Origin of the sequence: Bradyrhizobium sp. HKCCYLS2038, from assembly GCF_051167655.1 — a bacterium.
Taxonomy (GTDB): Bacteria; Pseudomonadota; Alphaproteobacteria; order Rhizobiales; family Xanthobacteraceae; genus Bradyrhizobium.
In genome coordinates this window covers 257727-279706 of sequence record NZ_JBNPTM010000001.1, presented here as the reverse complement: position 1 = coordinate 279706, position 21980 = coordinate 257727, and the positions used below count along the sequence as shown (strand labels likewise).

Here is a 21980-nt window from a genome sequence, read left to right as displayed (position 1 = left end):
TCACACGCCCACCAACGACGACCAGACATCGGCAAGCTTGCGCTTGACCTGCTCCTTGCGCGTCAGCACCGGCACGTCCTCCTCGTCCTCAGGCAGGCGCAGGCCGACGACGTTGACGCGGCCGCCGGAGATCGAGCGTGCGACCAGCACGATGGTGTCGAGCGCGACCGTGGCGCCTTCCTTCGGTGCGTTGTCGAGGTGGATGTCGAAGTAATCGGCCAGCGTCAGCTTGTCCTCGCCTTCGCCGAGCTTCACGCCATAGATGCCAGCGACCTCGTCGAGCGTGTGCTCGGCCGAAACCATGAAGTCGCCGAGCAGATGCGGATCGGGCGCCGACGACGGCGGCATGTCGACGAAAAAACGATCGAGCGACTCGGCCTTCTCCGGCGGCGCCAGCAGATAGAGATAGTCGCCCGGTGCGATCGGCTCGGCCTCGACGGGCGACAGGATCTGCTGGTTGCGGATCACGAGCGTCGGCTTCGACCAGGACGGGATCAGGCCGCGGCGGAAATACAGGCTCTTGGAGCGGATCGAATAGCCGACCAATTGCTGCTCCAGCTGTCCGGGCAGATCGAGCTCGATGCGGCGCGGGCCGCGGTCGGTGCGCGGCAGCGCGACGTGCAGCTTGCGCGCGGCGACGCCGAGCGTCCAGCCCTGCGCCAGCAGCGAGATGATCACGACCACGAAGGCGACGTCGAAATAGAGATACGCCTTTGACAGGCCGACCAGCATCGGGATCGAGGCGAGGAAGATCGCGACCGCGCCGCGCAGGCCGGTCCAGGCGATGAACGCCTTCTCCCGCCAGTTGAAACGGAACGGATAGAGACACAGAAACACCGCCGCCGGCCGCGCCACCAGCATCAGCATCAGGGCCACGGCAATCGCCGGCAGCAGGCTGTCGAGCAGCCGATGCGGTGACACCAGGAGCCCGAGCAGCACGAACATCACGATTTGTGCGAGCCAAGTCGCCGCGTCGAGGAAGGTGACGACCGAGTTATGCGCGCGCGTCGGTCGGTTGCCGACGATGAGGCCGGCGAGATAGACAGCGAGGAACCCGGAGCCATGCGCGATCTGCGCCATGCCGAAGATGACCAGCGCGGCCGTGGTGACGAACGGCGCATGCAGGCCTTGCGGCAGTGCCACCTTGTTGAGGCCGATGACGACCAGCCGGCCGCCGACGATGCCGAACAGCGTGCCGAGCACCGCCTCGCTGACCAGCTCGAACACGAAATGCCCGAACGAACCGTGCCCGACCGAGATCAGCTCGACCAGCATCAGGGTGAGGAAGACGGCGAACGGATCGTTGCTGCCGGATTCCGCCTCGAGGGTCGCGCCGACGCGGGGGCGCAGGCGCAATCCTTGCGCATGCACCAGCAGGAACACCGCCGCTGCGTCGGTCGAGGCGATGACCGCTCCGACCAGCATGGCCTCGGTCCAGCCGAGATCGAGCGCATATTTCGCAACCGGCGCGGTGAGGAACGCCGTCAACAGCACGCCGACGGTCGCCAGCACTGTCGATGGCGCCAGCACGGTGCGGATGCTCTGGAATCGCGTGCGCAGCCCGCCGTCGAACAGGATCAGCGCCAAGGCGACCGATCCGACCAGATAAGTCGTACGGACGTCCTGGAATTCGATATGACCCGGACCGGAATCACCTGCCAGCATGCCGATCACCAGGAACACCAGCAGCAGCGGTGCACCGAAACGGAGCGCCAGCAGGCTGGACAGGATCCCGGCCATGACCAGGACCGCCCCGAGGAGGATGGCAATGCTGACGGCGTCGAGTGATGTCATGAAAAAACGTTGATGAATCCGACTTTTACATCCTTATCGTCGCCACACTTGCACGCCAACCGGATTTGCTCATATCGCGGCGATTTGCCCATTTTTCCATCCTTGACCGCGTTCGGGGTATATTTCAGGGCAATCGCTTGTAACGAAAACGAACTAAATCCCGCCGACCGCGCCTGCCCGCGCCCCTGTTCCTCTCCGAGACCCCGCTGATGGACCTCGACCTCAAAGACGTTCTCGAATTCCTGCAGACCATTGCCCGCTCGATCGGCGCCGAGGTCACCTCGCCCTGGTTCTATCTTCAGCTCGGCCTCGTGCTGAGCGGCGCCGGCATCGCGTTCGCCGCGAGCGCGGCGGTGCGCGCGCGCATCGACCTGACGTCGCTGGCGATGGGCTGGCCGGGCCCGCTGCGGCAGCTGCTGCGGGTGCTGCTGGAGAGCGTCACCACGGTCGTGTTCGTGATCCTGATGCGGATCGCGCGCACCGGCATGATGCTGTGGACGTGGCCGAGCCGCAGCTACCTGCTGGCCGTCGCGCTCAAGCTGGCGCTGGCCTGGCTCGTCATCCGCCTGATCACCTCGGTGATCCGAAGCCACTTCATCGTGCAGATCGTGTCGATCTCGGCCTGGCTGGTCGCCGCGCTCAGCATCATCGGCCAGCTCGACAACGTCGTCGACGCGCTGGACTCTGTCTCGGTCGTGCTCGGCGGCCTCAGGCTGACGCCGCTCCTGGTCATCAAGCTCGGCGTGCTGCTGCTCGCGGTGCTCTGGCTGACCAACGTCGCCAGCAACTTCGTCGAGAGCCGGATCACGCGCTCCACCGACCTGACGCCGTCGATCCAGGTGCTGCTGATCAAGATGGTCCGCATGGGCCTGATGATTCTGGGCGTCGCGATCGCGATCAGCGCCGTGGGCATCAACCTGTCGGCGCTGGCGATCTTCTCCGGCGCCGCCGGCGTCGGTATCGGTCTAGGCCTGCAGCGCATCGTCGCCAATTTCGTCGCCGGCATCATCCTGCTCGCCGACAAATCGGTGAAGCCGGGCGATCTCGTGACCATCGGCGACAGCTCGGGGCGCATCAGCGCGATGAACACGCGCTACATCTCGGTCGCCGCCGGTGACGGCCGCGAGTTCCTGATCCCGAACGAGGATTTGGTGACGCAGAAGGTCACCAACTGGACCTATACCGACAAGAACACGCTGGTGAAGGTCAATTTCGGCACCAATTACGACGCCGACCCGCGCGTCGTCTGCAAGCTCGCCACCGAGATCGCCGGCGAGATGCCGCGCACGCTGAAATCCAAGGCGCCGAACTGCCTTTTGACCGAGTTCACCGAGGCGGGCATGAAGTTCTCGCTGACCACGTGGATCGCCGACCCCAGCTATATGGACAGCGTCAAGAGCGAGGTGATGCTGGCGCTGTGGGAGGCGTTCAAGCGCGAAGGCATCCGGGTGCCCTATCCGGTGCGAGAGCTTCGCGTTCGCGGCGGCGCACTGCCGGTGGAAACCACCGTCGAGGTCCCGACCGGCTAGGCGCCCGGCCGATCCGGCCGTGCAGACCCGGCTTGCACCGGCCGGCACGATCATTAAATTAGGCGATCACCCCACGACATCCTCGGGAACGAAACAGGTCCATGAGCTATATCGAAGCCACCGACACCGCTGCGCGCAAGAATGGCCAGATCAAGCTGCATGGCCCAAGCGGCTTTGCCGGCATGCGCAAGGCCGGCGCGCTGGTGTCGAAGTGCCTCGATGCACTCACCGACGTCGTCAAGCCGGGCGTGCCGACCTCGCGGATCGACGATCTCGTGCGCGAGTTCGCTTTCAGCCATGGCGCCTATCCGGCGACGCTGATGTACCGCGGCTACCGCTACTCGACCTGCACCTCGATCAACCACGTCGTCTGCCACGGCATGCCGAACGACCGGCCGATGAAAGAGGGCGACATCATCAATATCGACGTCACTTTCATCGTCGACGGCTGGTACGGCGATTCGAGCCGGATGTATGCGATCGGCCCGATCTCGCGCAAGGCGGAGCGGCTGATCGAGGTCACCTACGAATCGATGATGCGCGGCATCGCAGCGGTCAGACCCGGCGCCACCACGGGCGACATCGGCCATGCGATCCAGAGCTTCGTCGAGCCGCAGGGGATGAGCGTGGTGCGCGACTTCTGCGGCCACGGTCTCGGCCGGCTGTTCCATGACGAGCCGAACATCATCCATGTCGGCCGTCCCGGCGAGGGCGTGCTGCTCAAGCCCGGCATGTTCTTCACCATCGAGCCGATGATCAATCTCGGCAAGCCGCATGTGAAGATCCTGTCCGACGGCTGGACAGCAGTGACGCGCGACCGCTCGCTGTCGGCGCAGTTCGAGCACTCGGTCGGTGTCACCAATGACGGCGTCGAGATCTTCACGCTGTCCGAGCGCCATGGCGAGAGGCCGCTGACGCAGGTGTGAGCGGCCGCCAGCCGACGTCGCCGCCGCGCGTCCGATTGTTGCCATCGGGGCTTGCTCGACTGCCGCTCCATCGCAAGGCGATCGCGGGAGGCCGCTCTGACCAATGCAACGCGCCGGGGCGTCCTCGGCCTGCTCTCGTCCGGCGCGGCGCTGCTCGCGCCAGCGGCCCGCGCGGCGTCGGAGACACAGGTCTCAGCGACCGCAGCCGATGACGCCTGTCTGCTGACGCCGCAATCCGAATCCGGGCCTTATTACCTCGATCCCAAGCTGCTGCGCGCCGATATCACCGAAGGCCGTCCCGGCGTGCCGCTGGCGTTGCGCCTGCGCGTCATCGAGGCCGGGTCCTGCACGGCCATCGCGGGCGCGCGCGTCGACGTCTGGCATTGCGATGCCCGCGGCGTCTATTCGGGCTATCCGGGCCAGAGCGACAGCCACAAGCTCGACGAGAGCGGCAAGACTTATCTGCGCGGCACGCAGATGGCCGATGCCGCGGGCTGGGCCGGCTTCAGGACCATCTATCCCGGCTGGTATGCGGGGCGCGCCACGCACATCCACTTCCGGGTGTTCCTCGACGAGGCCAAGGTGCTGACCGGGCAGACGTTCTTCCCCGAAGCACTCAACGAGTTCATCTACACCAACGTGCCCGACTACACGGGACGGCCGAAGCAGCGGCTCGTCATCAATGCCAACGATCGCGTCGCCACCGAGGCCGATCCCGATCACCGGGCGTATTGCGCGATCAAGGAAGAGCGCGACCATTATCTCGCGACACTGACGCTGGCAGTGAGCCGCAAGCCGGCCGCGGCGGTCGAGATGCCCACGGGAAAGCTGCCGCCAGTGCCCTGGATCAAGGACCGTCTGGCCGCGCTGGTGCCCGGCCTCAAGCGCAACCCATTCTGATCAGCTGCGCTCGGTGAACTGATAGGTCAAGGCGGCCAGCGGCAGCGCCGTGCCGAGCGTGGCCGCGAGCGTCCAGCCGCCATGCGCATAGGCGAACGCGCCGAGGCCGGAGCCGGCAGCGCCCGCGACGAAGAAGGTCGTCATATAGAGGCCGTTGAGCCGGCTGCGCTGGCCCGCGCCGAGCATGAACAGGACGCGATAGCCGAGGATCAGGCTGAGCTGCGCGCCACAATCGATCGCGATCGCGGCGGTCACCAGCGCCGCTAGCGACCATGTCGTCCCCAGGGGAACCACGAGCGTCAGCGCGAAGCCCAGCGCACACATCAGCATCGAGGCGATCGTCGCCGGCCGCGTCCAGCCGCGATCGGCAATGCGTCCGGCCACCGGCGCCATGATCGCCCCGGCCACGCCCGCGAGCGCGAACAGCGCAATGCCGGTCTGCGACATCCGGAAATCCGGCCCTGCGAGCAGGAGCGGCGCGGTGGTCCAGAACACGCTGAAGCCGCCGAACAGCGCCGCCTGGTACAGCGCCCGGCGGCGCAGCGCCGGCGTGTCGCGGTAGAGCTGGACTATGGAGCCGAGCAGTTGGCCGTAGCTCAGCCGCGCCCGCGGCTCGCGCGGCGGCAGCGCCACCCGCAGCAGCACGGCGAGCATCAGCATGCCGGCCGCCGACGCCGCGTAGATCACGTGCCAGGATGCATGGGCCGCGACGAAGCTCGCGAGCGGGCGCGCCAGCATGATGCCAAGCATCAGTCCCGTGGTGACGTTGCCGACCGTGCGGCCGCGGATCGCCTCCGGCGCCATGTGCCCGGCATAGGGGATCAGGATCTGCACCGCGACCGACCCGAAGCCGATCAGGAGCGCCGACAACAGGAAGGTCGACGGCTGCGTCGACAGCGAAGCCGCCGCCAACGCGGCAGCGCCGACCACAATCGTTGCAATAACGAGCTTGCGGTTCTCGATGAGATCGCCGAGCGGCACCACGAACAGGAGCCCGGCGCCATAGCCGATCTGGCTCATGGTCACCAGCAAGCCGGCGAGCTGCGGCCGCAGCCCGAGCTCGGCACTGATCGGCCCGATCAGCGGCTGCGCATAATAGATGTTGGCGACGATCAGCCCGCAGGAGAAGGCCAGCAGCAGCGTGATCCAGGCCGACAACGGATCGGCGGACTCGGACGTCAGGGTGGTCAACGCAGATCTCTCTCAGGCAGGGGCGGCGGGCCATTGGGCCCGCGAGAACGGGAGCTGTCGAGACGCGATTTTGCATCGCAACATTCAAGGCGCACATAGGTCCTGAGATCGACAGCACCAATTCACGTCTGCGTGGCCATGCGGAGACGCATGGCCTGCCCTGCACGGAGGCGATCGCTCTCGCCTCAAGGGTTCGCGCGCGGCGCCGGCGATGGCTCGCCGTCCGCGCTCCCCCGGCCTCCGACGATCCGCGGCAGCAGCATCGGAACCCGGCGGCGGTAGCGTTCATAATTGTCGCCGAACTGGGCCATGAGGTCGCGCTCCTCGAGCTGCACGCCCACCAGGATGTAGGCGGTGCTGAGCGCCGCGAACAGCACATGGCCGACCGACATCTCCGGCGTGGCCCAGAAGGCGATCAGGAAGCCGAGCATCAGCGGATGGCGCACCAGGCGATACAGCAGCGGCGTCTTGAACGGATGCGCCGGCGGTTCAGTCCCGCGCAGGGCGAAGATCGCCTGGCGCAGCCCGAACAGATCGAAATGATCGATCAGGTAGGTCGAGGTGAGCGCGATCAGCCAGCCGAGCCACTGCAGGGCCGTCAGCGCGATCGCCGCCGCCCCGTCGACGCGCCACATAAGCGTGGGGATCGGCCGCCACTGCCACAGCAGCAGCAGCAGGACCAGGCTCGACAGCAAGACATAGGTACTGCGCTCGCAGGCCGGCGGAATGATGCGCGTCCATGCGCGCTTGAAGGCCGGACGGGCCATCACGCTGTGCTGGACCGCGAACAGCGTGAGCAGCAGCATGTCGATGATGACGGCCTCAGCGACAGGGCTGGACACGCCGACGTCGATCGATTTGGGGGTCAGATAGTTGATATTTCCGACGAAACCGACAGCCCACACGAATGACACAAGAAAAAGCGCATAGCTGGTAACGGCGTAGAATAGGATGAGGAGACGACCGGACATGTTGATTTCCTTGTTGATCGAGGACGGCCTGACCGAAATCGCCGCGCCCGATCGGTCGATCGCGTGCGTCGTTCGCCAGCCTGAGCCGTAGCAAACGACCGTCCCCCAAGCGTCCCCCGGACGCGCTCATGCAGGTCCCATGATGGTTCCGCTCCACGTCCGGACATTCGGCTTCCCCGAGTTGCAGCGCGATGGCCAAACCTGTCCGCTGTCGCTGCGCAAGGGCCTTGCCCTGCTGGTCTATCTGGCCGAGTCCAAGGGCCCAATTGCGCGCGACACCGTAGTCGCGATGCTCTGGCCTGACAGCGCCGAGGACGTCGCGCGGGCGCGGCTGCGCCGGCTGCTGCACCGGATCCAGCTGACGCTCGGCGACGGATGCCTGACGATCGACCGGTCGACCATTCGATGGGCGGCGACGGTCGCATTGGAGGTCGACTCCGCGCTGTTCGAAGCCGCCTGCGATCGCGGGGAGTTCGAGCTGGCCTGCCGGCTCTACACCGGGGATTTCCTCGATGGCTTCAGTCCCGGCGACAGCCCGCAGTTCGACGAATGGGCCTTCTTCCGCCGCGAGGCGCTGCGCGGACGGGCGGTGCAGGCTCTGGAGCGCGTGGTGCAGGACCGCAGCGCCGCCGGCGACCACGCTGCGGCAGCCGCCCATGCGCACCGCCTCGTCGCGCTCGATCCGCTCAGCGAGGTCTATGGCCGCGCCTTGATCCGCAGCCTGCTGCTGGCTGGCGACCGCGCGGCGGCCGAGCGTCAGCTTGAGGCGTTGACGCAGCGTCTGCGCGACGAACTCGGCGTCGCTCCCGAGGCCGACACGCTGGCGCTGCTGAAGCCTGACGCAGCCGGAGGCGAGACCGTTCCACCGACCCGCTATGTTCGCGGCGGCAGCGTCCACCTCGCCTACCAGACCTTTGGCCAGGGCCCGCCGGACATCCTGCTGCTGCCCGGCTTCGTGTCGCATGTCGAACGCATCTGGGAGGAGCCGCGCGGCCGGGCCCTGCTCTCCTCGCTCGCGGGAATGGGCCGGCTGATCCTGTTCGACCGCCGCGGCATCGGGCTCTCCGACCGGGTCGGCTTCAGCCCGAGTGTGGCGGCCACCGCGCGCGACATTGCGACCGTGCTGGATGCTGCCGGCAGCCGGCGCACGCTGCTGCTCGGCGCCTCCGAGGCCGGCCCGGCCTGCATCGCCTTCGCCGCCGATCATCCCGAGCGGGTCGCCGGCCTGATCCTGTTCGCCTCGCTCGCCAAGGGCAGCGCCACGCCGGACTATCCGCACGCGCTGCAGGCCGCCCAATACGACATCTGGCTGCAACAGCTCGTCGCGGAATGGGGCGGACCGGCCGGCATCGAGACGTTCGCGCCGAGCCTCGCCAGAGATCCGCAGGCGCGCGCCTGGTGGGCGGGCCTGCTGCGCGCATCCTCCAGCCCGGGCGCCATCAAGGGCCTGCTCGAGGCGTTGCGGGACATGGATGTCCGCGATCTGCTCGGCCGGATCGCAGCGCCGACCCTGGTGCTGCACCGCCGCCGCGACCGCGCCGTGCTGGTCGGTGCCGGCCGTGATCTCGCCGCCCACATTCCGCAGGCGAGCTTCGTCGAACTCGACGGCGCTGATCATTGGATGTTCGCTGGCGATCAGCAGCCGGTGCTTGCCAGTATCCAGGCGTTCATCAGCCGCCTCCCGGCCTAACCGGGACGGCGCGACCGATGTCGTCCAAACAAGAAAGGGACTCGATGGCCCTACCAGACGATGCAGCATTCCGGCGCGAGCAGAGACAGGTCGCCGCCGGCATGGCCGTCGCCGCTCTGATCGCGATCGCCGCGATCGCATTTGCGTTGTGGAAGGCCGAAGGCCCGGCACAACCGGCGGCCGAGCGGCTCGCACTCGCCTTGAAGCTCGATCTGTTCGTGGTCGTCTGGCTGCTCGCATCGATCGGCAACGTCGCCCGGTTGCGCTTCTTCTCGGCGCAGGACATCGCCGGCAGTGCCAGCACCGCGGCGAGCGATGCCGTCCGGCGCGGCAATGCGATCCTGCAGAACACGCTGGAGCAGGCGGTGCTGGCGGTCGGGGTCCATCTCGGGCTGGCGGCCACGCTGCCGAACCCGGCGCCGCTGTTGATCACGCTCGTGGTGCTGTTCGGGCTGGGACGGCTGCTGTTCTGGGTCGGCTATGCCGGCGGCGCGGCGGGCCGCGCCCTGGGCTTTGCGCTGACGTTCTACCCGACAGCCTTCTCGCTGATCGCAGGCATCGTTCTGGTGCTGACGGGGCACACCGCCTGAGCCCGAACACTTCGAGGTTGCAAAAACGCCGAGCAAGGGCATGCTGATGCCGATGCCCGAGAAAGCCCTTCCCTCCACCGATACGCCGCCGGAGACGCCGCACTATCACGGCCACCGGCAACGGCTGCGCGAGCGCTTCCACAGCGCCGGTCCCGACGCGCTCAACGACTACGAACTCTTGGAGATGGCGCTGTTTCCGGCGCTGCCGCGCCGCGACGTCAAGCCGCTGGCAAAGGCGCTGATCAAGACCTTCGGATCGTTTGCCGAAGTCGTCCATGCGCCCGAGCCGCGCCTGCGCGAGATCGAAGGCTTGGGCGATGCGTCGATCACGCAGCTCAAGCTGATCGCGGCCGCCGCGCATCGGATCGCGCGCGGCCAGGTCCGGCAGAAGCACGCGCTGGCGTCGTGGCAGGACGTCATCACCTATTGCCGCACCAGCATGGCGTTCGCCGACAAGGAGCAGTTCAGGCTGCTGTTCCTCGACAAGCGCAACCAGCTGATTGCCGACGAGGTGCAGCAGACCGGCACCGTCGACCACACCCCGGTCTATCCGCGCGAGGTCATCAAGCGCGCGCTGGAACTGTCAGCCACCGCGATCATCCTGGTGCACAACCATCCCTCCGGCGATCCGACGCCGTCGCAGGCCGACATCCGCATGACCAAGACGATCGTGGACATCGCCAAGCCGCTCGGCATCACCGTTCACGACCACATCATCGTCGGCAAGAACGGACATACGAGCCTGAAGGGCTCAGGGCTGATGTGAGGCTGTCGTTTTCGGCAAATGCTGGGTGGGGCATCATCGACATGCCAAGCGGCTGGCCCTCGACAACTCGGACAATCGAGCGACAAAATCCCTGGTTATTGCCTGTCACGCTCGCCAAGATGAAGCAGACTACCAACACGCCACCGGCGCAACGTTGACCAACGCCTGCGCGAACACCCCTCACAAATACAACCAATGCTCAGAAAAGGCCATTCGTCGGCCCAGGTCATTTAAAATGCAGTTTTCCGCCCGTCTTTTGCTCGAACATCCCCAGTCCGTTTCGGCGTCTCAGATCCAAGCTCAGCTCGAGCAACTCGCCCCCGGGACCAAGATCCACCTTCCGATGGGATCAACGGCGGCTTCGGCGGTCGGCGCTGACATCATCATCAACATCAACGATGAGCCGATCTCCGTTACATCCATCCCCGCGCCGGCCGAGTTGCAGGTGGTCGAACGAGAGCACTACGCCAATCACATCTGGCCGTCGTTCGAAGCCGATACGGCCAGGCAGAGCGCGCACATCATCGTCGCTGCGACCCGTGATGTTTCCCAACGCGAGCCTGCTCTCGCTCAAGCAAGGGCAGTGACATTAGCGACGGCCGCTATCGCCCGTCTCATTTCGTTTATCGGGGTTCAGTGGGTGGAGGGAACGAACTCGATCAGTGCGGCAGGCTTCATCAGAGCAACCGAGACCATCGGCAGACAGGATGCGAATGCCGTCCCGTTTTGGATTCGCATCCTGATGTATCCGGACAAGTCCAAGAGCGACCAGCCGCGCATCATCGGGGGAACTCTCGGGCTGCACTTCTTCGGCCTCTTGGATCTGGAATATCCCGCATGCAGCCTTGAGCCGCGCCTTCTCATGCAGCATGCCTACGCGACGGCTGAATATCTGCTTGGCTCAGGCAAGTCCCTGCTCGATGGGGAAACAATCGGCGTTGAAGGCGAGAGTCCCGCATTCAAGGTGTCCTATGCGCGGGACGGCGTGTTCGTCCCGTTTCCGGTGGCGCGCCTCAACGCCATCTCCGGCAAGAAGCGATGGTGGCAGTGGTAGAACCGGCCAGGCGGTGAGTTCCGCCACCTCGCGCCTCGCCACGGCTCACGCCCAGCGGCGTGCCATGGCGACGCAAAGGACCACCACGGCAGCGGCAACAACCATCGCGGCTGACACCGGCTCGTGCAGCAGCAGGCTCGCCAGAGCGAGGCCGAGAAACGGCTGCAGCAGCTGCAGCTGTCCCACGGTCGCCGTGCCGCCGCGCGCCAGGCCGCGGTACCAGAAGGCAAAGCCGACGAACATGCTGAAAACCGAGACATAGGCGAGGCCGAGCCACGCCGCCGTCGTGACGGGTTGCGAGATGTCCGGCAGGGTGATCAGCGTCAGCAGCAGCATGACCGGCGACGCCAGCAGCAGCGCCCAGGAGATCACCTGCCAACCGCCGAGCCGTCGCGTCAGCATCGCGCCTTCGGCGTAGCCGAGACCGCAGACGAGGACCGCGGCGATCATCGCGAGATCCCCGACCGGCGATGCGGCGCCGTCGCGTGACAAGGCAAATCCCGACACCGCCGCGGCGCCGAGACCGGCGAACAGCCAGAACAGCGGCCGCGGCCGCTCGCCGCCGCGCAGCACGCCGAACAGCGCGGTCGACAACGGCAGCAGCCCGAGGAAGACGATCGCATGCGCCGAGGTGATGTGCTGCAGCGCCAGCGCCGTCAGCAGCGGAAAGCCAACGACCACCCCGAGCGCGACGATCCCCAGTGAAGCGAAATCCTGCCGAGCCGGACGCGGCTGGCGCAGCCAGGCGAGGCACAAGGCTGCCAGCAGCGCCGCGAGCGTGGCTCGCGCGCCGGTCAGGAAAAGCGGCGCAAAACCTTCGAGCGCCGCCCGCGTCGCCGGCAGCGAGCCGCTGAAGATCGTCATCCCGATGGCGCCGCTGCCCCAGCCCTCGACCGAACCCTTCATCGCTACCCTCCGTGCGGGTTCGGCTTACCGCGGGACGCCTTGCCCGGATAGCCACAAATCAATACAATTCAGCCAAACTGTACTGATACTCAAAGCGATACAATTGCGTCCAGAGCCCTCCGATCCGCGCCGAGCCGGCGCCCGAACCGCAGCCGTGATCGATGCCATCCGGCAGCGGCTGGCGACGCGCGCGCTCGGGCCCGGGCAGCGCCTGCCGTCGATCCGCGCCCTTGCGACGACCATGGGCGTGGCGCCGGCGACCGTGGTCGAAGCCTACGACCGCCTGGCGGCGGAGGGCGTGATTCGCGCGCGGCGGGGATCGGGATTCTATGTCGTCGACGCGGCGCCGTCGCCACTGCTGCTGTCCGATCGGGAGCCGCGCCGGTCGCGCGCGGTCGATCCGTTCTGGGTGACGCGGCAGTCGCTCGATGCCGATCCGGCAACGCCGACACCGGGCTGCGGCTGGCTGCCGTCCGACTGGCTGCCGCAGGACGCGTTACGGCGCGCGCTCCGCGGGCTGGCGCGCGGCGGCGGCTCCGCCCTGACCGATTATGGCGCGGCACGCGGATCGCCAGCGTTGCGGCGCGTGCTGCAGGGCCGGCTTGCCGGGCTCGGCATCGACGCGTTCAGCGAGCAAATCCTGCTGACCGCGTCGGGCACGCAGGCGATCGACCTGATCTGTCGCATGCTGCTGCGTCCCGGCGACACGGTGCTGGTCGACGATCCCTGCTACTTCAATTTCCTGGCGCTCCTGCAGGCGCATCAGGCGCGGATCGTCAGCGTCGCCATGACGCCGACCGGTCCCGATATCGCGCAACTCGAAACAGTGCTCGTAGCCGAGCGGCCGCGGCTCTACATCACCAATTCGGGCGTGCACAATCCGACCGGCGCGACGCTGTCGCTGCAGACGGCGCATCGGCTGCTCAACGCCGCCGCCGCGCACGACATGATCATCATCGAGGACGACATCTACGGCGATTTCGAGCTGGAGCCGTCGCCACGTCTCGCCGCGCTCGACGGATTGCAGCGGGTGATCCTGATCGGCAGCTTCTCGAAGACGCTGTCAGCCTCGGTGCGGTCGGGCTACATCGCGGCGCGACCGGACTGGATCGAGCCGCTGATCGATCTGCAGATCGCCACCGGCTTCGGCGGCCCCGGACAATTTGCGGCGGAGACGCTGGCGCAGGTGCTGACAGGCGGCAGCTACCGCAAGCACATGGACGAATTGCGGGCGCGACTGGCACGGACCAGGCCGCGCGTGGCCGCACGGCTGCAGCGCCTCGGCATCACGCCCTGGCTGATGCCGCGCGGCGGCTTTCAGCTGTGGTGCCGGCTGCCAAGCGGATGCACGGCCACCAATGTCGCTCAGGCTGCGCTTGCGGATGACATGGTGCTGGCGCCGGGTGACGTGTTCAGCGCCGCACGATCCGCGGCGACGATGATGCGCTTCAACATCGCGCATTGCGAGGATGGGCGCGTCTTCACCGCGCTGGAACGCGCGCTGAAGCACCAAGCCGCGCGCTGACCGGCGCGGCCTGCCGCAAGCGCGCGCTGATCAGTCCAGGCTCAGTAGCAGTAGCGCGGATGCACGCGGACATAGGCGCCGTCGCCACGCTGCAGGTAGCAGCCGTTGCGATAGGCATAATAGCCGCCGCGGCGACGCTCGCCGTCGGCCGCGATCGCAGCGCCGGTGCCCGCGCCGATCACGGCGCCGATCGCCGCCCCGCGCCCGCCGCCGATCGCACCGCCGAGGATGGCTCCGCCGGCGCCACCGAGAATCGCACCACCAAGCACGTCCTGCGCGGCAGCCTGATGCAGCGGCGCGACGGTCGCCAGCGTCAGCAGCGCAGCGGCGCTGAAGCGGGTGAAAAAGGAAATCCCCGGACGTCGGATCATGAAAAAGTCTCCGTTACGGGCTCGTTCGCCCGATCAGGCCGTTCTTGATGGGGATCAAGGCGCAGTCAAGGCAGGAGAACTCCGGGTACCGTCGGGCCGTCATGCTGCAGCGCGCTGCTGCAGAGTGCGGTCCTCGACGATGCTGAGCAGGTATTTCGGCTCGCCTTCGCCGACCGACACCGGTAGTCGGCGGACGACCACGTCGCGCCTGCCGTTGCCCGGCGTCTCGATGCTGTGCGCCTTCGGCGTCTGGTCGGCGGCATCGTCGAGATGCTCGCGATCGAAGCTTTCGAGCAGCTCGCCGGTGGGCTCGGGAAACAACTCGCGCGCGGCGCGACCGATGATCTCGGAGCGAGGCAGGCCGAACAGGGTTTCGGTGGCGCGGTTGACGAACACGTAACGCAACGACTGCGCATCCTTTGCCACCACGGCCTGCGGAATGTTCTCCAGCAGCGCAGCAAGGAAATACTCCGCCCGCGCCAGCACGCGCTCATTGCGGCGTTGCGCCGTGAAATCCTCATGGGTGGCGATCCAGCCGCCGCCGGCGATCGGGCGCTCCGAGATGCGGATGATGCGGCCGTCGGCGAGCTCGACCTCGACGATCTCGGCTTTGCCCTGCTTCATGCGCTCGCGCAGGGCGGCAAGGAATTCCGACGGCTTCTCGCGCAGCAGACCGAGCTTGGCACGATGGGCGAGGATCTCGCGCAGATGCGCGCCGGGCTTCGCGATCGAGGCCGGAACGCTGTACAGCTTGCGGTACTGATCGTTGACCATCAGCACGTAGCCGAAGCTGTCGAGCATGATCAGGCCCTGGGCCATGTTGGCGACCGCCGCGTCCAGGCGCTGCTGGCTGCTGAGCGCGCCCTGCTCCAGCCGCTCGTGGTCGCGCAGAATGTCGGTGTACTGGCGTTCGATCTCGATCTCGTGCTCCTCGAGTTCCTGCAGACGGAACGCGCCGTTCTGATAGGTCTCGACGGCGTGCGCGACATGCCCGATCTCGTCGCGCCGCCGCGCATGCGGAATCATCAGCTTGATGCGGCCCGCGGCGATGCGGTCGGTGACATCAGCGATTTCCCGCAGCGGAATCAGCACGCCCCATCGCAGGGCCAACGCCGCAGCCGCGATCAGCCCGACGAGGAGCAGGCCGAGACCGGCGAGATAGAACGAGGCGATGCCGCGCGCATCGACGACTTCGCCTAGCTCGCGCATGCGGCCGTCATAGAGCCGCGACAGCTTCTCGAGGTCCTCGTTGAGCGCCGTGCGCACCGCGCGGTTCTCGTCATTGTCGCCGAGTTCGCGCGCCGCCGACGATCCGACCGAGATCGTGCGGCGTGCCATCTCGGTGCGGAAGGCGATGAACTGATCGACCCGCTTGCGAAACGGGGCGAACAGCGCGGCGTCCTCATCGCGGACTTGGGCTTCCCATTCCTCGACGACCTTGGCGAGCTGCGCAATCTTGGCGAGCTGCGAGTCGGCGTAGCGCCGCGCGACGTTGCGATCCAGCGACATGTAGATGCCGCGCGACTCCATCACCACGGCGTAGATCAGTGCATTGGTGCGCTCGATGTTACGCGCTGCGGCGGAGAGCTGTTCGAGCCGGTCATAGAACACACGCTGTTCGCGGAGAGCCGACAGGCCCCCCAGCGTCGACAGCACGACCAGCACGGCGAAGGCGGCGGCGGCCGCGGAGATCTTGTCGTTGAGGCTGAACGACGGCAGCGACGAGATGAACCTGCGCAACGACGTCTGCATGGCTGGCTCCCGGCTCAGGGACAACCATCAGACGCAAGATCCGTAAACGACACGTTCAAATCGCAGGAGCAACTCGCAACGAAGCGTTAACGCGGATTGAGAATTCGTTAACTGCGCCGCCTGAGGCCGCCGCGCCCGGCCTTACTGCCGCAACATGATCAGCGGATTGGCGCTGTCCGGCACCAGCCGCCACTGCGCATTGTCATCGGCCTCGAACCGCCAGGTCTCGCCGCGGTCGGACATCAGCATCATCTGGCCGTGCTCGAGCCGCCACTGCGTCGGCGCGAAGGCTGCGACGGTGGGATCGCATTTCGGCTTCACGAACACCTGGAAATTGTCGTTGCCGGCGTCGTTGTTGGTCAGCACGAGGCTGCAGATCGTCGCGCCGTTGTTGCGGACCATGGCCCAGTCGCCGATCATCTGGTCCATCGACTTGGCGAGCGAGCGCGCCGCCGCCAGGTTCTGCAGGATGTAGACGCCCTCGCCCTGGCGCAGGCCCTCGAAGATGCCGGCCTCGACCTCGGTGAAGTCGATCACGGCTTCACCATTGGCGGACTGCAGGCTGACGATGTCGCCGAGCCCCTTCACGTTCCAGCCGGCGATGTCCTTGGTGAAGGGCAGCGCGGTGGCGCAGCTCGGCTCCAGCTCCAGCTTCTGCCCGCGCGGCGCGGCGTCGGGCTTGAGGGTGACCACGCAGGTCTTGCTGCGCTCGGTGGTCGCGAGCTCCCACTGCCCGATCATCGCCTTCTTCAGGCTGGTCGCATCCTGGGCGACGGCCGCGGCGCTGGCGAAACACGACAGCAGCACGACCAGCAATGGGAGCAAGCTTTTCATCAGCGGCCTTTCACCGGCGTTTCCGGAACGGGCGTCAGCGGTGGCTTGCCGGCAAACCAGACCTTGAGGTTGTCGATCACCAGCTGATCCATCGCGTTGCGGGTTACGATGGCAGCCGAGCCGATGTGTGGCAGCAGCACGACATTGTCCATCGCCTTGAGCGCGTCGGGCACCGCCGGCTCCTTCTCGAACACGTCGAGGCCGGCCCCGAGAATCGTGCCGGACTGCAGAGCATCCACCAGCGCCGCCTCATCGATGACCGAGCCGCGGGCGACGTTGACGACCACACCGCGCGGTCCCAGCGCCTTCAGCACCTCGGCGTTGACGATCTTGTTGGTGCCGGCGCCGCCGGGCACGATGACGACCAGCGTGTCGACGTCCTTGGCCATCTGCAACAGGTCGGGATAGTGCTTGTTGCTGACGCCCGGCGCCGGATTGCGCGAATGATAGACGACCGGCACCAGCGACGCCTCGAGCCGGCGCGCGATCGCCTGGCCGATGCGGCCCATGCCGACCATGCCGACGGTGCGGTCGCGTAGCGAGCCGACGCTGAGCGGATAGGCCTTCGCGCTCCACTCGCCGGAGCGCACGAAGCGGTCGGCCTTGATGAACTCGCGGCAGGTGGAAATCAGCAGGCCCAGCGCGACGTCGGCAACCTCCTCGGTCAGCACGTCGGGCGTGTTGGTGACGATGATGCCGTGCTGGCCGGCATGGGCGGCTGCGATGTGGTCGTAACCCACGCCGAAGCTTGCGATCATCTCGAGCTTCGGCAGCATCGCCATCACGGCGGCGTCGGTCTTGACGGTGTGGAAGGTCACCGCGATGCCGCGGATCCGTCCCTTCACGTCCGCCGGCAGCGCTTCGAGATCGGCCTGCGTCGTCGCATGGTGCACATTGAAGCTGTCCGGAAACCCTTTTTCCAGGATCGGCCGCAGCGGCCCATAGATCAGAACATCGACCTTGTCAGACGAAGTGGCCGCCATCAGCTATCCTTTCCAAGCGCGCTCTCATGCCAGCGCCGCAAAACGAGGTGCGAAACTAGCGCCAGCAAGCCATAGATGACAATCCCGGCCACCGACAGCAGCACCAGCGCTGCGAACATGCGGGGTATGTTGAGTCGATAGCCGGATTCCGCGATGCGATAAGCGAGGCCCGAGCCGGCGCCGGCGCTGCCGGCCGCGATCTCGGCGACCACGGCGCCGATCAACGACAGGCCGCCGGCGATGCGCAGGCCGCCGAGAATGAAGGGCAGCGCCGCCGGCAGCTTCAGATGACGCAGCGTCTGCCAGCGCGAGGCGCCGTAGAGCTGGAACAGTCCGGCGAGATTGCGATCGACCGAATTGAGCCCGAGCGCGGTGTTGGACAGCACCGGAAAGAAGCCGACGATCCAGGCGCAGGTGACGACCGCGGTCTGCTGCGGCAGATAGATCAGAAGCAGCGGCGCGATCGCGATCACCGGCGTCACCTGCAGCACCACGGCATAGGGAAACAGCGCCCATTCCAGCCATTTCGACTGGTTGAACAGCAGCGCCAGCGCGATGCCGCCGAGCGCGGCGGCCATGAATCCTTCGAGCGTGGTGACAAGCGTCGTCAGCAGCGATTGCGCCAGGATGTCCCAGTCGGCGACGAGCGTCTTCAGCACCAGGAGCGGCCCCGGCAGCACATAAGGCTGGATGCCGTTGATGCGCACCACCAGCTCCCACGCCGTCATCGCGCCCAAGAAAACCACGGCCGGAAAGGCAAAGCTCGCCAGCCGTGCGCCGGCGCCGGATGTGGCTTTCACCCCCACCTCGCTCACAGCGCATGCACCCCGGTATAGGCCGGCGCCAGCGCATCCGACACGCGGCGGCAATACTCCGCGTAGACCGGCGAGGCACGGAACGCATCGTCGCGCGCATCGGTCTCGATCCGGAGCTCGTCGCTGAGGCGGCCAGGCCGGGCCGTCATCACCAGCACGCGCTGCGACAGATAGACCGATTCGAATACCGAATGGGTGACGAACAGGACGGTCATGTTCAGGCTGCGCCACAGCGCCAGGAGATCGTTGTTGAGCCGGAAGCGCGTGATCTCGTCGAGCGCCGCGAACGGCTCGTCCATCAGCAGGATGTCCGGCCGCGTCACCAGCGCGCGCGCCAGCGACGCCCGCATCTTCATGCCGCCGGACAATTCGCGCGGGAACGCGTCGGCGAAATCGGCGAGCCCCACCTGCGCCAGCGCCGCATCGATGCGCGGCCGCGCCTCCGCGTCCGGCACGTGCGCGAGCTTGAGCGGCAGGCCGACATTGGCGCGCACGCTGGTCCAGGGCATCAAGGTCGGCTCCTGGAACACGAAGCCGATGCGATGACCGGGATGGGTCTGCGACGACACCGCCGCGATCTCGATCGCCCCGGTGCTTGGCCCGATCAGGCCGGCGATCAGGCGCAGCGCGGTCGACTTGCCGCAGCCGGAGGGGCCGAGCAGCGAGACGAACTCTCCTTTGCCGATGGCGAGATCGATCGGCCCGAGCGCGGCGACGCCGCTATCGTAGACCTTGGTCACGCCGCGCAGGCGCACCGCGATGTCGGCGGTACGCTCCGATGCTGGAGGCGAGTTCATCTGCTGCCAGGGCCGCTCACGCGCCCTACTTCTTCGGCCGGAGATCGACGCCGACGCCCTTATTGACGAAGCGCAGCGTGTAGGACTTGCGGTAGTCGACCGTCGGCTTGACGACACCGGCGCGCACCATCTTGTCGAAGAAGCTGGTGATGCGCTCCTCGGTCATGGCGCCGATGCCCTTGTCCATGCTGTCGCCGGAATCGACGATGCCGTACTCCTTCATCTTGGCTACCGAATAGGCCAGGAGGTCGTCGGTCATCTCCGGGTTCATCTTCTTGATCAGCGCATTGCCGGCGGAGTTGTCGCCATAGATGTAATTGTACCAGCCGATGATGGAAGCATCGACGAAGCGCTGGACGAGATCCGGCTTGCTATCGATCAGGTCTTTCCGGGTCTCGATCAGGGTCGAATAGGTGTTGAAGCCGTTGTCGGCGAGCAGGATCACGCCGGGCTTGAAGCCAGCGGCGCGTTCGACCGCGAACGGCTCTGACGTCACGTAGCCCTGCATCGCGCTCTGCGGCGCGGCAATGAAGGGCTGCGGATTGAACGTATAGGGCCGGACGTTCTTCTCCGAGAAGCCGTATTCGGATTTCAGCCATTGATAGTAGCTGGAGATGCCCTCCTTGGACACGAACAAAGTCAGCGGCTTGAGCTCTTCGAGCTTGGTGACCTTGGACTCCGGATGCGTCAGGAACACCTGCGGGTCCTTCTGGAACATCGCCGCGATCGAGACCACCGGCACGTTGTTGGCGACCGCGTCGAACGCCATCAGGGTGTTGGCCGTCATGAAGAACTCGATCTTGCCGGAGATCAGCAGCATGCGGTTGTTCTCGTTCGGACCGCCCGGCACGATCGTCACGTCGAGGCCGTAGCGCTTGTAGGTACCGTCGGCCACCGCCTGGAAGAAGCCGCCATGCTCGGCCTCGGCGACCCAATTGGTGCCGAACGAGACCTTGTCCAGGGTCTGGGCCTGGACCTGGGCGGCGGAAATCATCGCACCTGCCACCAGCCATGCCGCCATTAACGTTCGCGACAGAAGCGATTGCGCCATGTCTGGTCTCCCCGGTTCTTTCTGGCTGAACATGTTAAGATTGATTGGGTGATAATTACCCTGCCCGACGCACGAAGGAAACTACCCGCGCGATGACCGCCCCGCCCCGCGATTGGACCGAGTTGAGATGGCCCGTTCTGGAAACGCCCGAGACGGCGCGCTGGATCGCGGTGCTGCCGCTCGCGGCGACCGAGCAGCATGGCCCTCATCTGCCGCTCGGCACCGACGTCTACATCGCGGACGCCTATCTCGCCCGTGTCCGGGCGCTGCTGCCGGCGACCCTCCCGGTGACCTTCCTGCCGGTGCAGCCGGTCGGCATCTCGACCGAGCATATCGACTATCCGGGCACGCTGACCTTGCCGACCGAGGTCGGCTTGCGGAGCTGGCGGGCGCTCGGCGACAGCGTCGCGCGCGCCGGCATCCGCAAGCTCGTCATCGTCACCAGCCATGGCGGCAACAGCGCCGCGATGAGCCTGGTCGCGCAGGATCTGCGCGCGGCGCATCGCATGCTGGTGGTGACGACGTCGTGGTCGCGCTTCGGCGCGCCCGACGGCCTGTTTTCCGAGCACGAGCTGCGTCACGGCATCCATGGCGGCGCGGTCGAGACCTCGATCATGCTCGCACGCCACCCCACGCTGGTGCGCGGCGATGCGATCGCCGATTTCGTCTCGTCCGGCGCTGCGATGGAGCAGAAGAATCGCGTGCTGTCGACCCAGCGGCCGGCGCCGATGGCCTGGCAGACGCAGGATCTCAATGCGAGCGGGGCGGTCGGCGATGCGACGCAGGCGTCTGCCGAGAACGGCGAGCGCTTGCTCGATCACGGCGCGCTTGCGTTCTGCACCCTGCTCGAGGACGTCGATAACTTCGACGTGAACAGCCTCGGCGGAGGCCCTCTCGCGGACCGCTAAATCCGGCGCAAGCCACGAAACCAACTGAGGAATTTCGATCTCGCCCTGACCGCGACAGGACGAATCGAACCGCTTTCGCGAAGACCCCGTCCAATCTGTCAAGCGGCCAGCACCGGGCCGCCGCAACAGACAACAGGAGCCAAGACCATGTCGATCAAGACCAAGATTGCCGCCGTCGCGCTTGCCGCGCTCGCCGTCACCGGCAGCATTGCCGCGACCTCCACGCCTGCCGAAGCCCACGGCTTCCATCACCGCTGGGGCTGGGGCGTCGGTGCCGGCATCGTCGGAGCCGCCGTCGTCGGCAGCGCCATCGCCGCGAGCAACGATGGCTACTACTACAGCAACGGATATCGCTATTGCCACTGGGTGCCGCAGTACAACGTGTATGGCCAGTATGTCGGCCGCGTCCGGACGTGCGGCTATTGATGCTGAGGCGCTCGCCCCGCCTGGCGTCTCTGCCAAGTCCACCGTCTGCTCCACTCGCCCCATCCGATATCTCCCCCGCCCGGCCGCCCCCGGGCGGGTTTTTGTTTGTTGCAAGCGCGCCACAGGTGGCCGTCGGAACACTCCGACGACGCGGCGTCATGTCTTGCTGTTGCAAATTATTTGCAATAAAGCTTATCCACA

At 66.5% G+C, this 21980-nt stretch carries 21 protein-coding genes; 10 read left to right on the top strand and 11 right to left on the bottom strand.

Annotated features, from left to right (window positions below):
- The gene (locus ACQR1I_RS01255; RefSeq protein ID WP_434865374.1) at nucleotides 1–1794 is read right to left on the bottom strand and encodes a potassium/proton antiporter; all 1794 of its coding nucleotides are present in this window, start codon (nucleotides 1792–1794) and stop codon (nucleotides 1–3) included.
- Between the two features lie 209 nt (nucleotides 1795–2003).
- Here ACQR1I_RS01255 and ACQR1I_RS01250 point away from each other — a divergent pair, with 209 nt between their 5' ends.
- The 3 genes from ACQR1I_RS01250 (at nucleotide 2004) to ACQR1I_RS01240 (ending at nucleotide 5149) form a co-directional block, all read left to right on the top strand.
- Nucleotides 2004–3323: a mechanosensitive ion channel family protein gene (locus tag ACQR1I_RS01250; RefSeq protein ID WP_434865373.1), complete on the top strand. Its 1320-nt coding sequence runs from the start codon at nucleotides 2004–2006 to the stop codon at nucleotides 3321–3323.
- A 101-nt stretch (nucleotides 3324–3424) separates the two neighbouring features.
- A complete protein-coding gene (gene map, locus ACQR1I_RS01245) occupies nucleotides 3425–4249 on the top strand; it encodes a type I methionyl aminopeptidase (RefSeq protein ID WP_434865372.1) in 825 nt (274 codons plus the stop codon).
- A gap of 96 nt (nucleotides 4250–4345) precedes the next feature.
- Nucleotides 4346–5149 (top strand): intradiol ring-cleavage dioxygenase, encoded by an 804-nt coding sequence (locus ACQR1I_RS01240; protein WP_434865882.1) that lies wholly within the window; start codon nucleotides 4346–4348, stop codon nucleotides 5147–5149.
- Here the strand turns inward: ACQR1I_RS01240 and ACQR1I_RS01235 are convergent, their stop codons facing one another.
- Both ACQR1I_RS01235 and mddA read right to left on the bottom strand, forming a co-directional pair.
- Nucleotides 5150–6340, bottom strand: a complete 1191-nt coding sequence (locus ACQR1I_RS01235; protein ID WP_434865371.1) for an MFS transporter — start codon at nucleotides 6338–6340, stop codon at nucleotides 5150–5152. It lies immediately after the preceding gene.
- 185 nt (nucleotides 6341–6525) lie between these two features.
- Nucleotides 6526–7311 (bottom strand): methanethiol S-methyltransferase, encoded by a 786-nt coding sequence (gene mddA, locus ACQR1I_RS01230; RefSeq protein ID WP_434865370.1) that lies wholly within the window; start codon nucleotides 7309–7311, stop codon nucleotides 6526–6528.
- Nucleotides 7312–7453: 142 nt separating this feature from the next.
- On the opposite strand from mddA, the gene ACQR1I_RS01225 reads away from it, so the two are divergent.
- From ACQR1I_RS01225 to ACQR1I_RS01210, 4 genes are read left to right on the top strand one after another with little or no spacing between them, the layout of a single operon-like run.
- On the top strand, nucleotides 7454–9001 hold the full coding sequence (locus ACQR1I_RS01225; RefSeq protein WP_434865881.1) for an alpha/beta fold hydrolase: 1548 nt from the start codon (nucleotides 7454–7456) through the stop codon (nucleotides 8999–9001).
- A gap of 44 nt (nucleotides 9002–9045) precedes the next feature.
- Nucleotides 9046–9591 (top strand): MAPEG family protein, encoded by a 546-nt coding sequence (locus ACQR1I_RS01220; RefSeq protein ID WP_434865369.1) that lies wholly within the window; start codon nucleotides 9046–9048, stop codon nucleotides 9589–9591.
- A 52-nt stretch (nucleotides 9592–9643) separates the two neighbouring features.
- A complete protein-coding gene (radC, locus tag ACQR1I_RS01215) occupies nucleotides 9644–10357 on the top strand; it encodes a RadC family protein (protein ID WP_434865880.1) in 714 nt (237 codons plus the stop codon).
- A gap of 25 nt (nucleotides 10358–10382) precedes the next feature.
- Complete coding sequence (locus ACQR1I_RS01210; RefSeq protein WP_434865368.1) at nucleotides 10383–11411, top strand: DUF4261 domain-containing protein; 1029 nt, start codon at nucleotides 10383–10385, stop codon at nucleotides 11409–11411.
- 45 nt (nucleotides 11412–11456) lie between these two features.
- Here ACQR1I_RS01210 and ACQR1I_RS01205 read toward each other — a convergent pair whose 3' ends face one another.
- The gene (locus ACQR1I_RS01205; RefSeq protein WP_434865367.1) at nucleotides 11457–12317 is read right to left on the bottom strand and encodes a DMT family transporter; all 861 of its coding nucleotides are present in this window, start codon (nucleotides 12315–12317) and stop codon (nucleotides 11457–11459) included.
- A 154-nt stretch (nucleotides 12318–12471) separates the two neighbouring features.
- On the opposite strand from ACQR1I_RS01205, the gene ACQR1I_RS01200 reads away from it, so the two are divergent.
- On the top strand, nucleotides 12472–13842 hold the full coding sequence (locus ACQR1I_RS01200) for a PLP-dependent aminotransferase family protein (RefSeq protein ID WP_434865366.1): 1371 nt from the start codon (nucleotides 12472–12474) through the stop codon (nucleotides 13840–13842).
- A gap of 41 nt (nucleotides 13843–13883) precedes the next feature.
- Here ACQR1I_RS01200 and ACQR1I_RS01195 read toward each other — a convergent pair whose 3' ends face one another.
- The 7 genes from ACQR1I_RS01195 to ACQR1I_RS01165 form a co-directional block, all read right to left on the bottom strand.
- A complete protein-coding gene (locus tag ACQR1I_RS01195; protein ID WP_434865365.1) occupies nucleotides 13884–14213 on the bottom strand; it encodes a hypothetical protein in 330 nt (109 codons plus the stop codon).
- Between the two features lie 99 nt (nucleotides 14214–14312).
- Complete coding sequence (locus ACQR1I_RS01190) at nucleotides 14313–15965, bottom strand: PAS-domain containing protein (protein WP_434865364.1); 1653 nt, start codon at nucleotides 15963–15965, stop codon at nucleotides 14313–14315.
- A 141-nt stretch (nucleotides 15966–16106) separates the two neighbouring features.
- Complete coding sequence (locus tag ACQR1I_RS01185) at nucleotides 16107–16706, bottom strand: AprI/Inh family metalloprotease inhibitor (protein ID WP_434865879.1); 600 nt, start codon at nucleotides 16704–16706, stop codon at nucleotides 16107–16109.
- A 92-nt stretch (nucleotides 16707–16798) separates the two neighbouring features.
- Nucleotides 16799–17782, bottom strand: a complete 984-nt coding sequence (locus ACQR1I_RS01180; RefSeq protein ID WP_434865363.1) for a 2-hydroxyacid dehydrogenase — start codon at nucleotides 17780–17782, stop codon at nucleotides 16799–16801.
- On the bottom strand, nucleotides 17782–18510 hold the full coding sequence (locus ACQR1I_RS01175) for an ABC transporter permease (RefSeq protein WP_434865878.1): 729 nt from the start codon (nucleotides 18508–18510) through the stop codon (nucleotides 17782–17784). Before ACQR1I_RS01175 ends, ACQR1I_RS01180 begins: the two co-directional genes overlap by 1 nt.
- 83 nt (nucleotides 18511–18593) lie before the next feature.
- Nucleotides 18594–19394 (bottom strand): ABC transporter ATP-binding protein, encoded by an 801-nt coding sequence (locus ACQR1I_RS01170; protein WP_434865362.1) that lies wholly within the window; start codon nucleotides 19392–19394, stop codon nucleotides 18594–18596.
- A gap of 25 nt (nucleotides 19395–19419) precedes the next feature.
- Nucleotides 19420–20445, bottom strand: a complete 1026-nt coding sequence (locus ACQR1I_RS01165) for an ABC transporter substrate-binding protein (RefSeq protein WP_434865361.1) — start codon at nucleotides 20443–20445, stop codon at nucleotides 19420–19422.
- Nucleotides 20446–20537: 92 nt separating this feature from the next.
- On the opposite strand from ACQR1I_RS01165, the gene ACQR1I_RS01160 reads away from it, so the two are divergent.
- Both ACQR1I_RS01160 and ACQR1I_RS01155 read left to right on the top strand, forming a co-directional pair.
- Nucleotides 20538–21353, top strand: a complete 816-nt coding sequence (locus ACQR1I_RS01160) for a creatininase family protein (RefSeq protein ID WP_434865360.1) — start codon at nucleotides 20538–20540, stop codon at nucleotides 21351–21353.
- 147 nt (nucleotides 21354–21500) lie between these two features.
- Nucleotides 21501–21779: a hypothetical protein gene (locus tag ACQR1I_RS01155; protein WP_434865359.1), complete on the top strand. Its 279-nt coding sequence runs from the start codon at nucleotides 21501–21503 to the stop codon at nucleotides 21777–21779.
- Nucleotides 21780–21980: the final 201 nt, after the last annotated feature.

Coding starts and splice junctions, on each gene's coding strand:
- ACQR1I_RS01165 (WP_434865361.1), bottom strand. CDS start 20,445: ATGGCGCAATCGCTTCTGTCGCGAACGTTAATGGCGGCATGGCTGGTG.
- ACQR1I_RS01190 (WP_434865364.1), bottom strand. CDS start 15,965: ATGCAGACGTCGTTGCGCAGGTTCATCTCGTCGCTGCCGTCGTTCAGC.
- ACQR1I_RS01175 (WP_434865878.1), bottom strand. CDS start 18,510: ATGACGGCGTGGGAGCTGGTGGTGCGCATCAACGGCATCCAGCCTTAT.
- ACQR1I_RS01220 (WP_434865369.1), top strand. CDS start 9,046: ATGGCCCTACCAGACGATGCAGCATTCCGGCGCGAGCAGAGACAGGTC.
- ACQR1I_RS01225 (WP_434865881.1), top strand. CDS start 7,454: ATGGTTCCGCTCCACGTCCGGACATTCGGCTTCCCCGAGTTGCAGCGC.
- ACQR1I_RS01195 (WP_434865365.1), bottom strand. CDS start 14,213: ATGATCCGACGTCCGGGGATTTCCTTTTTCACCCGCTTCAGCGCCGCT.
- ACQR1I_RS01180 (WP_434865363.1), bottom strand. CDS start 17,782: ATGGCGGCCACTTCGTCTGACAAGGTCGATGTTCTGATCTATGGGCCG.
- ACQR1I_RS01160 (WP_434865360.1), top strand. CDS start 20,538: ATGACCGCCCCGCCCCGCGATTGGACCGAGTTGAGATGGCCCGTTCTG.
- ACQR1I_RS01155 (WP_434865359.1), top strand. CDS start 21,501: ATGTCGATCAAGACCAAGATTGCCGCCGTCGCGCTTGCCGCGCTCGCC.
- map (WP_434865372.1), top strand. CDS start 3,425: ATGAGCTATATCGAAGCCACCGACACCGCTGCGCGCAAGAATGGCCAG.
- radC (WP_434865880.1), top strand. CDS start 9,644: ATGCCCGAGAAAGCCCTTCCCTCCACCGATACGCCGCCGGAGACGCCG.
- ACQR1I_RS01170 (WP_434865362.1), bottom strand. CDS start 19,394: ATGAACTCGCCTCCAGCATCGGAGCGTACCGCCGACATCGCGGTGCGC.
- ACQR1I_RS01185 (WP_434865879.1), bottom strand. CDS start 16,706: ATGATCGGGCAGTGGGAGCTCGCGACCACCGAGCGCAGCAAGACCTGC.
- ACQR1I_RS01250 (WP_434865373.1), top strand. CDS start 2,004: ATGGACCTCGACCTCAAAGACGTTCTCGAATTCCTGCAGACCATTGCC.
- mddA (WP_434865370.1), bottom strand. CDS start 7,311: ATGTCCGGTCGTCTCCTCATCCTATTCTACGCCGTTACCAGCTATGCG.
- ACQR1I_RS01205 (WP_434865367.1), bottom strand. CDS start 12,317: ATGAAGGGTTCGGTCGAGGGCTGGGGCAGCGGCGCCATCGGGATGACG.
- ACQR1I_RS01255 (WP_434865374.1), bottom strand. CDS start 1,794: ATGACATCACTCGACGCCGTCAGCATTGCCATCCTCCTCGGGGCGGTC.